Source organism: Aquipseudomonas alcaligenes NBRC 14159 (assembly GCF_000467105.1).
GTDB lineage: Bacteria > Pseudomonadota > Gammaproteobacteria > Pseudomonadales > Pseudomonadaceae > Aquipseudomonas > Aquipseudomonas alcaligenes.
In genome coordinates this window covers 65406-74980 of the sequence record NZ_BATI01000035.1, presented here as the reverse complement: position 1 = coordinate 74980, position 9575 = coordinate 65406, and the positions used below count along the sequence as shown (strand labels likewise).

Here is a 9575-nt window from a genome sequence, read left to right as displayed (position 1 = left end):
AGTCTCAACCACAACTTCGGCGCCGACGGTGCCGGTACGGTGAAATGGCTGGATTCCGGTGCACCGGGTGGCTTCACCTACCAAGCCAGCCCGGACGGCTCGCAACTGCTGGTCAAGCAGGGCGGCACGACGGTGCTGACACTGACGCTGAACACCGCGACCGGTGCCTATACCGTCACCCAGAATGCGCCCATCCAGCATGCCAATGCCGATCTGGAGAACAATCAGCCGTTCACTCTGACCTACCAGGTCACCGACAAGGATGGTGATACCGCCACCGGGTCGCTGACCGTGAATGTCGACGACGACACGCCGGTAGCCCAGGATGACGTGGCCTACGTCTCCACGGGGCAGACCGAGGACATCAACATGGTGTTCGTCCTCGACTTCAGCGGCAGCATCAGCACCAGCGAGCTGAATCTGATGCTGGACGCCGTGCGCACGGCCGGTCAGGAACTGTTCGCCAGCGCCGGTGGCGCCGTACAGGTCCAGCTGGTGGTGTTCTCGGAAAGTGCACTGTCGTTCGGGCCGTTTGACAGCGCGGCCGCCTTCGCAGCCCAGGTCAACGCCCTCAATCCGTCCGAGCCGGGCGGCGTGCGGCCCAACACCATTGGCAATGGCACCGACTTCACCGATGCCATCGAAGAGACCATGGATACGTTCACGCCCCTGCCGGGCTGGAACAATCAGGTGGTCTTCATCAGCGACGGTAACCCCAACCAGCAGACGGGCACCGGCGGTAATTCGCTGGCCGATAGCACGGCGACTGCCTGGAACAACTTCATCGACAGCAACGGCATCACCGTGACCACCATCGGCATCGGTGACGGCATCGTCGACCAGCGTCTGGAGGATGTGGACCTGGATGCCGGTCCGAACAACGACCCGCTACGGGCGGATGATTTCGACGATCTGGTCGACACCCTGCTCGACGATGTGGTGGGTGGTCTGGTCAACGGCAACGTGCTGCATGGCAGCGACGGCGTCAACAATGGCGGTAGCGGCGACGACGACGGCTATGGCGCCGACGGTGCGGGTCGGATTCTGTCCATCGAGATCAACGGCATCACCTATGTATGGAATGGCGCCGGGGTGATCGACCCGAGCAGCGGGCCGAATATCCTGGGTAATCAGCTGACCGACATCCCGACGCTGGGCGGCGGCGAGCTGGACTTCAACTTCGCCACCGGTGCCTGGACTTACCGTGCGCCCAGCACCGGCAGTGGCGACAAGGTCGAGACCTTCGACTATGTCATCGTCGACAAGGACGGCGACCCCTCCGAAGCCACCCTCACGGTCTATGTCGAGGACATCAGCCCGGTCATCGCCAAGGTTGACGAGGATGAGCTGCCCGGCGGTATCACCGATAACGACGCGGTGACCACGGTCGCCACCGGCAGTGTGGCCAACCTGGTAGTCGGGCCGGCCGTCGGCGTGCAGTTCAGTCTGTCGACTGTCACCACCGGCCTGGATGGCGCCTCGTCGGGCGGTACGCCGCTGGTGTACAGCGTGGTGGGCAATACCCTGCTGGCCAAGGCGGGTGCAGCCGGGCCGACGGTATTCACCCTGCAGCTGGAAAGCGACGGCGACTACACCTTTACCCTGCTGAAACCGCTTGATCATGCCCCGGGTGGCAATGACGACGATGCGCTGCTGGTGCTGGATTTCGCCAGCATCCTGCAGGCCAGCAATGGCGTTGACCCCGTACCGCTGGCCGGTCAGTTCCTGGTGCAGATCGAGGACGATGTGCCGATCGTCAGCGCCAATGACACGGTACAGCTGGACGACGATGCCCTGGCGGGCGGCATAGCGGGTGGTCCTGCCGGGACCGATGACGTCAATGCGCTGAATGTTGTCGGCAACCTGAGCCACAACTTCGGCGCCGACGGCGCGGGCTCGGTGAAATGGCTGGCTTCCGGTGCCCCGGGCGGGTTCACCTACCAGGCCAGCCCGGACGGTTCGCAGTTGCTGGTCAAACAGGGTGGCACCACGGTCCTGACACTGACGCTGAACACCGCGACCGGTGCCTACACCGTGACCCAGAACGCCCCGATCCAGCATGCCAATGCCGATCTGGAGAACAATCAGTCGTTCACGCTGAGCTACCAGGTCACCGACAAGGACGGCGACACCGCCAACGGCACGCTGACTGTCAACGTCGATGACGATACGCCGGTCGCACAGAACGACACGGCCATCGTTGCCGAGTCCAGCGGCAAGGACTTCAACGTCGCCTTCGTCCTGGACTCGAGCGGCAGTATCAATGGCACCGAATTCGCCACCATGATGGAAGCGGTGCGGGCTTCGGGAGAGGCGCTGTTCAATGGCACCGACGGTTCTGTACAGATCACCATCGTGGCCTTCTCCACAGGCGCTACCTCCTACACGGCGGTCAGTTCGCTAGCGGCCTTCGAGTCGCTGGTCGACAACATCCTGGCCAACCGTCCGTTCAACGGCAATACCAACTTCACGGCGGCGGTTGAGCAGACCATGGATGTCTATGACCCGATCCCGGGTTGGAGCAACCAGGTATTCTTCATCAGCGACGGCAATCCGAACGTCGATACTGGTGTGAACAACTCGTTGCAGAGTGGCACGGCGACGGATTGGAACAACTTCATCGACAGCAATGGCATCAACGTCACCACCATTGGTGTGGGTGACGGCATCAATAGCACGCGCCTGCAGGACGTCGATCTGGACGGCAGTGGTTCGCCGATTCTGGTGGCTGACTTCGATGATCTTATCGATACCTTGCTTGGCCAGATCTCCGGAAATGTGGTCGGCGGCAACGTCCTGCTTGGCAACAACAATGCCGTGGGTGGCGGTGACGACGATGCCTTTGGCGCCGATGGCGCCGGTCGGGTGCTGTCGATCGAGATCGATGGGGTTACCTACACCTGGAACGGCGTGGGCACCATTGCGGTGAGTACGGGAGGTAGCATCGCCGGTAGCCAGTTGAGCAACATCGTCACCGATCTGGGTGGCAAACTGAGCTTCAACTTCACCAACGGCACCTGGAGCTACGTTGCGCCGCAGAGCGTTGCGTCGGATACCAGCGAGAGCTTCGACTACGTGATCATCGATAAGGACGGCGACCCGTCGCAGGCCACGCTGACGGTCAATATCGAGGATGCTGCACCGGTAATCGGCAGGGTGGACGAGGACGAACTGCCCGGTGGCATTACCGATAACGATCTGCAGACCACGGTTGCCACCGGCAGCCTGACCGAGCTGCTGATCGGCAACGGTCCCGCCACCTTCAGCCTGCAGAGCTCGCCGGCGTTCCTGCCGACCCTGACCTCCGATGGGGTGGCCGTCACCTACAACGTCGTCGGCAATACCCTGACGGCGATGGCGGGCGCGGCCACCATCTTCACCCTGGTGGTGCAGGCCAATGGCGCTTACACCTTTACGCTCAGCGGCCCGCTGGATCATCCGCTGGCCAACGGCAACGACAACGAAATCCTCACGCTGAACCTGACCGAGGCAGTCAAGGCCACCAACGGCGGCAATCCGGTGCCGCTGGCCGGTGATCTGCTGATCCAGGTCGAGGACGACGTGCCGGCGATCCTGGCAACCTCGAACCTGGTGTACTCCAACAGTGGCAACCCGGGCGGAGCTACCGGCGTGTTCGACTACAGCACCGGTGCCGATACTCGTGGCAGCGGCCCCTTCAGTGCGGCGGACTCGGACTTCAAGTCCATCGCGCTGACGGGCAATGTCGGTGGCGTAGCGATCAGCGCGCAATCGGTGACCTGGGTATCGGAGAGTGCTACCACCGCAACCTTCGATATCGAGTTCGACTACGCGCCGAACCCGGCCAACCCCGGCGTCAAGGAAGAGGCTACCGGTACCCTGACCTTCGACAAGGTGAACGGCACCTACACGGTGACGCTGGACGGGCCGATCGAGGGCTTCCAGGTTCTGAAAACCAGCGCTTCGCTGGGTATTACGGGCTATGTGCCGGGTGGAAGCACGGTGGATGCCACCAATCCGGAGGTGGCCGTTTCTCAGCTGGCTACTGACTTCTTCGTGCAGTTCAGGAGCTACGCCGAGACCGGTGGTGGCACCGGTAGCAACAACCTGCAGACGGGAGGCACGAACACCAACGTCTTCGTCAATGGTGAGACCTTCACCCAGACGAGTTCCTACGTCTCGCTGTCCAACAGCGAGAACGGGGTGGCGGGCGACACCATTGGCAAGGGAGAAGTGCTGGACCTGAACTTCTATACCTCCAACCCGACCGGCAACCTGGGGCTGACCCCGACCGGCCGTGCTGATGGCGTCTACCTGAAGTTCGATGGCATCAACAATGAGGATTTGGTGATCGTGCTGAAGCTGGTCGGTGCCGGAGGTCTTACCACCACCCGGGCGCTGGTCGTCAGCAACGGCGACATCTACCGCAATTTCAGCGGTGCACCGGCACTGGCGGCCCTAGCCCTCTATGGCATCACCCTGGACAACAACGATGGTGCGATCGTCATCGAGAGCAATGACTACAACGCCCCCGGTGAGAGCTGGCAGATCTACGGGGCGCAAATTCTGACGTCGGTCGAAGGCATCTCCACCAATGTCGCGATCAACTACGACCGCGACTTCAATGATGGCTTCGACAACCTCACCGACTTCGATGACCAAAGCGACAACGATGTGGTCAAGGTCTCCGATATCGGCTTCATCAAGACCCAGACCACCACCGTTGATGCGGACCTCGACTTCCAGGTGGTAGTGCAGGATGCCGACAACGATGCCACTTCGAGCGTGAATCTGCATGTCACCATCGAAGCCGGCAATGTGTTCAACGGTACTGCCCTGGCTGATGCCATACAGGGTACGACCGGTAATGACACGCTCAATGGTCTGGCGGGCAATGACACCCTGGCGGGTCTGGCTGGAGCGGATACCCTGGATGGCGGTGCCGGTAACGACCTGCTGATCGGTGGGCTCGGTAACGACCTGCTGATCGGTGGTGCCGACAAGGACACCTACCAGTGGAAAGCCGGCGATAACGGTACCGATACCATTCAGGGCTTTGTCCATAACTTCAACGGCAATACGCAGGGCGACAAGCTTGATCTGTCGCAACTGTTGTCCGGTGAGCATGGGCAGGCAGGTGACATCGGCAACCTGCTCAACTTCATCGATATCAGCACGGCCAACGTGGGCGGTAATGGGGCTCTGGTAGACACGGTGCTCAAGGTCAGTCAGACCTTCGCTGCGGACCCGGCAACATCAACCGAGCAAACCATCGTCCTGCATGACGTTAACCTGCTGACCCTGTATGGCGGTGGCGAAAGCGGCACCATACTTGGCATGCTGGGCGACGGTACGCTGAAGGTCGACGTGGCTTAAACCACCGAGGGGCGTTTATGCGATCGGCCCGCTACCCTTGTGGGGTAGCGGGCCTTTTTATGCCTGGAGGAAACCACATGGTGTACGTGCAAAGGGATGCCGAAGGGCGGTTGCTGCGGGTGGAGCATGATCCGTTCGAGGGGATGACGGAAACGCTGGCGGTCGAGAGTGACGAGCTGCACAACTGGCTGGCGGCGCGCGAAGAGGTCAAGGAACGCCTGGCCAGCCTCAAGGAGTCCGACCTGGAGCTGGTGCGGGTGCTGGAGGACGTGGTCAGCGTGCTGGTGGAGAAGGGCGTGATCCGCTACACCGATCTGCCGGATGCCGCGCGGCGCAAGCTGGACAGGCGGGCGGTGACCCGTGCCGAGATCGAGGGGCTCAGTGGCCTGCTCGGTGATGATGATCACCAACTGATCTAAGCGATACACAAAGCCCGCCGTCATGGCGGGCTTTTTTTGCGTGGTGATGCTGCCCGGTCAGCCCTGCCAGGGGGCGGGTGCGCCGATCAGGCGACCCATGGCGCCGTGGATGCCCAGCTCCTTGAGCACGTTGAGTTCGCCTTCGGTTTCCACCATCTCGGCTATCGGCGGCAGGTCGATGCTGTTGGTGGCGCGGAAGATCGCCTCGATGAATGCGCGCTTGTCGTTCTCCCGGTCGATGGCGCGGATGTAGCTGCCGTCGATCTTCAGGTAGGCCAGGCCCAGGTGGGTCAGGTTGCCGATCAGGCTGAAACGACCGCCGAAGTGCTGCAGGCCCAGGTGATAGCCGGCTTCGCGTACCTGCTGGCTGAGCTTCTCCAGCTCAGCCGGTGGTGGCAGGTAGCGTTCATCCAGCTCCAGGGTCATCAGTTCGGCCTGCTGCGGGTTGGCTTTGAGCACATCGAGCAGTGGGTTCAGGCTGGCGGCATCACGCAGGGTGGCGGCGGACAGGCTGAGGGCCAGCGGTTGCGGGTACTTGGCCAGGTGCGCCAGGCTGTGTTCGAGCATGGCCAGGTCAAAGCGCGCCGCCCAGCCCAGGCGTTCGATCCAGGGCAGGAAGCGGCCGGCGGCCACGGCTTCGCCTTGCGGGTCGAGCAGGCGCGCCAGTACCTTCTGGTGCAACACGCGGCCGGTATCGGCGCAGGTGGCCACCGGCTGGAAGTACAGCTGCAGCATGCCCTGGTTGAGTGCGTCGTCGATCCAGCGCCGCCAATCGTGCAGACCCTGGCCGGCACTGGCGTTGAAATCGTCCAGACGCTCCCAGGGTTTCTCGGGATGACTCTGCGCCTGGGCCAGGGCCTGGTCGGCGCGACCGATGACATTGGCCATTTCCTCGCCCGGCTTGAACGCGGCGATGCCCAGGTGGGCCACCGGTATGCAGTCGCTGGCGCCGGTCTGGCGCAGGCTCTCCAGGCCTTCCACCAGTTCCTCGGCGAGGCGGTCGGCATCCTCGCCGACCAGCCCTGGGGCGAGCAGGGTGAACTCGCCTCCGCGGCTGCGCGAGGCCAGCCACTCCGGCGTGCCGCGCTGTTCCAGCAGGCGCTTGAGCAGCTCGCCGATGCTGTAGATCAGCGCGTCGGTCTTCTGTCCGCCCATGCGCTGGTTGAGGCCGCCAAGGTCGTGCACGCGCAGGAACATCAGGTAGCCGGCGGCGTTCTGCTCGGTGATGGCCAGCTGGTTGGCCAGCTTGATCTCGAACAGGCGGCGGTTGGCCAGCCCGGTGAGGCTGTCCTGGTAGGCCTCCTCGCGCAGTTTCTCGCTGCGTGCGGCCTCTTCGGCAAACAGCTGCTTGAGCTTCTCGACCATCTGGTTCATCGCCAGCACCACGCGCTTGAGCTCGGGGGTGCGTGGCACGCGGGGCAGGGTGAGGAATTCGCGGCGGCTGATGGCCTGGGCCTGGTTGACCATGTTGTCCAGCGGGCGCAGTTGGGTGCGTAGCAGCCAGCCACCGAGAATGGCGCTGACCACCCCGCAGAACAGCAGCCACAGGGCGCTGCCGATGGCGCTGTCCCACAGCTTGGCCAGGGCGAATTGCGGATGGCTGAGTACCTCGACCCGGGCGGCCTGTTCCCAGCCACGCATGATCAGGGCGTCGCCACCTTCGGGCTCGAGGTCCACCAGGTCGACGAACCACTGCGGGACGCGGTCCGAGGTGGTGGTGGTGCGCCGCTCGACTATCACTTCATCGCTGGGGATGCGCACCACGCGGATGGTGGCGAAGTAGCCGCTGTCGAAGATCGAGCTGACCATCAGCTCGATCATCGCCGGGTCGTCGACATGCGGCGTCATCGACAGCCCCAGCGCGGTGGCGGCGTCCTGGGCGTGCGAGCGCAGCTGGCTGAGCAGTTGCTCTCGCGAGGTTTCGACACTGGCGATGAAGCTGCCGGTGAACGCCACCACGAGGAACAGGCAGATGGCGAGAAACAGCTGTTTCAACAGGGACATAGGCCTCTCCTAACCTTCTCCGATGTCGAAGCCTTCGGCTCGCATCTTCTTCAACAGATCCTGCCAGCGCGACAGTTTCTTGGTATCGCTCTTCTTGCCGGTCTGCCCCGGCAGATAGAGGCCCTCGGCATTGAAGGCATAGACCGGCAGCAGATCCTTGCGCTGGGACGCCGGACGGATTTCGCCGATCAGGTTGTCCAGCACCAGCGGCTCTGCACCGGGGCTGGCGTAGTAGGTCAGCACCATGTGCGCCTGGTTGTAGCGCAGCGCCTTGACGTAGGTGATGCGCAGCTTGTCGGCGGGCACGCCGAGGCGGCGCAGGGTGAAGTACTTGGCGATGGAGTAGTCCTCGCAGTCGCCGGCGCCCTTGACCAGCGCCTCGACGGGGGTGGCCCAGTAGTCGTTCTGGCGCCAGTTGCGAATGTCGTCGGAGAAACGGTACTGGCGGTTGAAGAAGCGATTGACCGCGGCCAGCTGCTCGTTTTCGGGCAGCCCCTCACTGGCGCGGATCAGCTCGTCCCAGGCTTCGATCCGGCCCTTGGCCACGCCCAGCCCGCCGTAGCGCTGCTCGGCGTTCTGCAGGATCAGGCCGAAGTCCCAGCTGGCCTTTGCTGTCAGCGCCAGCAGCAGGCCGAGCAGGGCGCCGAGCAACAGCCGGCCTGCCGGCAGACTCCTGGCTCGTCCCTGAATATGCGGCCGCAACGGCATGAAGGTGCTCTCCACGGGAGGTGGAGAAAGTGTAGGCAGTCGCTGGGGTTTTTGCCGTCGCGCGCCAGGTTCAGTCGCGTGCCGGCAGGGTCTTCTGGCGCAGGATGTAGAGGGTCACCAACACCGCACTGGTAAGCATGAACGCGCGCGCCCAGGGCATCGGTACCAGGTAGCAGGACAGGCCGATGCTCGCCCACATCAGGCCGATGGCGTAGACCTTGCCCTTGAGCGGGATGCCGTTGCCTTCCAGGTAGTCGCGAATCCACGGCCCGAGGTGCTTGTGGTTGACCAGCCACAGGTAGAAGCGCCGCGAGCTGCGCACGAAGCAGGCGGCCGCCAGCAGCAGGAAGGGCGTGGTCGGCAGCACCGGGACGAAGATGCCGATCACCCCGAGCAGCACGCTCAGCCAGCCGATGGCCAGCAGCGTGTAGCGCACGCTGCGGTGACGGCTCTGCGGGATGTCGCTGTGCGCCATGGGCGCGGCTTAGTGGTGGCGGGGCTTGAGCAGCGCGGGTTTCTCTTCCGGCGCCTGGCACAGCAGGAACAGGGCGGTGAGCAGCTCGGGAATCTGCTCGACCATGGTGTCCACCAGCTGGCGATCACGGGCGATCTCGGCGAACTCGGGCTGCTCGTCGAACAGGCCGGAGGCGACCATGATCGGCAGCAGCAGTTCGCTGACTTCGTCTTCGGCGTCCTCGAACCACACGGCTTCGCGCAGGAACACGCCTTCCATGAAGCCGATGCACCAGCCGCGCAGGTCGGAGTCATCCGGCTCGTCGCCGAGGTCCAGCTCGCAGGGAATCTCCGGCTCGTCGTCGCTGGCCAGCTGGCGGGCGATGTGGGCCTTGAGCAGCTGCAGGGTGATCTCCACTTCCTCGCGCTCGATGTCGCTGCGGTAATGCGGCGGTTCGGCGAACAGGGCGTCGATCCATTCGCGCTCCGGCACCTGGTCAGGGCAGATGCACAGGGCGGTCAGGTAGCCATGGGCGGCCACGTAGTCCAGCGCTTCCTCATGCAGGTCATCGGCATCGAGGAAGGCTTGCAGGCGGGACAATTGCTCGGCGAAGGACATCGTGGAACTACCTTGAG

The 9575-nt window shown here is 63.5% G+C and carries 6 protein-coding genes; 2 read left to right on the top strand and 4 right to left on the bottom strand.

Annotated features, from left to right (window positions below; all coding sequences use genetic code 11):
• On the top strand, positions 1-5355 hold a 5355-nt coding region (locus PA6_RS18025; RefSeq protein WP_021702394.1), incomplete at its 5' end, for a T1SS-143 repeat domain-containing protein.
• A gap of 77 nt (positions 5356-5432) precedes the next feature.
• Positions 5433-5774, top strand: coding sequence for a hypothetical protein (locus PA6_RS18020; protein ID WP_021702393.1), 342 nt, complete (start codon positions 5433-5435; stop codon positions 5772-5774).
• Between the two features lie 57 nt (positions 5775-5831).
• On the opposite strand, the gene lapD is transcribed toward PA6_RS18020, so the two are convergent.
• The 4 genes from lapD to PA6_RS18000 all read right to left on the bottom strand — a co-directional run bounded on the left by lapD (position 5832) and on the right by PA6_RS18000 (position 9558).
• The gene (gene lapD, locus PA6_RS18015; protein ID WP_021702392.1) at positions 5832-7778 is read right to left on the bottom strand and encodes a cyclic di-GMP receptor LapD; all 1947 of its coding nucleotides are present in this window, start codon (positions 7776-7778) and stop codon (positions 5832-5834) included.
• Positions 7779-7787: 9 nt separating this feature from the next.
• A complete protein-coding gene (lapG, locus tag PA6_RS18010; RefSeq protein WP_021702391.1) occupies positions 7788-8486 on the bottom strand; it encodes a cysteine protease LapG in 699 nt (232 codons plus the stop codon).
• Positions 8487-8556: 70 nt separating this feature from the next.
• Entirely contained in the window at positions 8557-8961 is a 405-nt protein-coding gene (locus tag PA6_RS18005) for a YbaN family protein (RefSeq protein ID WP_021702390.1), read from the bottom strand.
• Positions 8962-8970: 9 nt separating this feature from the next.
• Positions 8971-9558 carry a UPF0149 family protein gene (locus tag PA6_RS18000; RefSeq protein ID WP_021702389.1) on the bottom strand — a complete coding sequence of 196 codons (588 nt, stop codon included), beginning with the start codon at positions 9556-9558 and terminating at the stop codon, positions 8971-8973.
• Positions 9559-9575 lie beyond the last annotated feature (17 nt).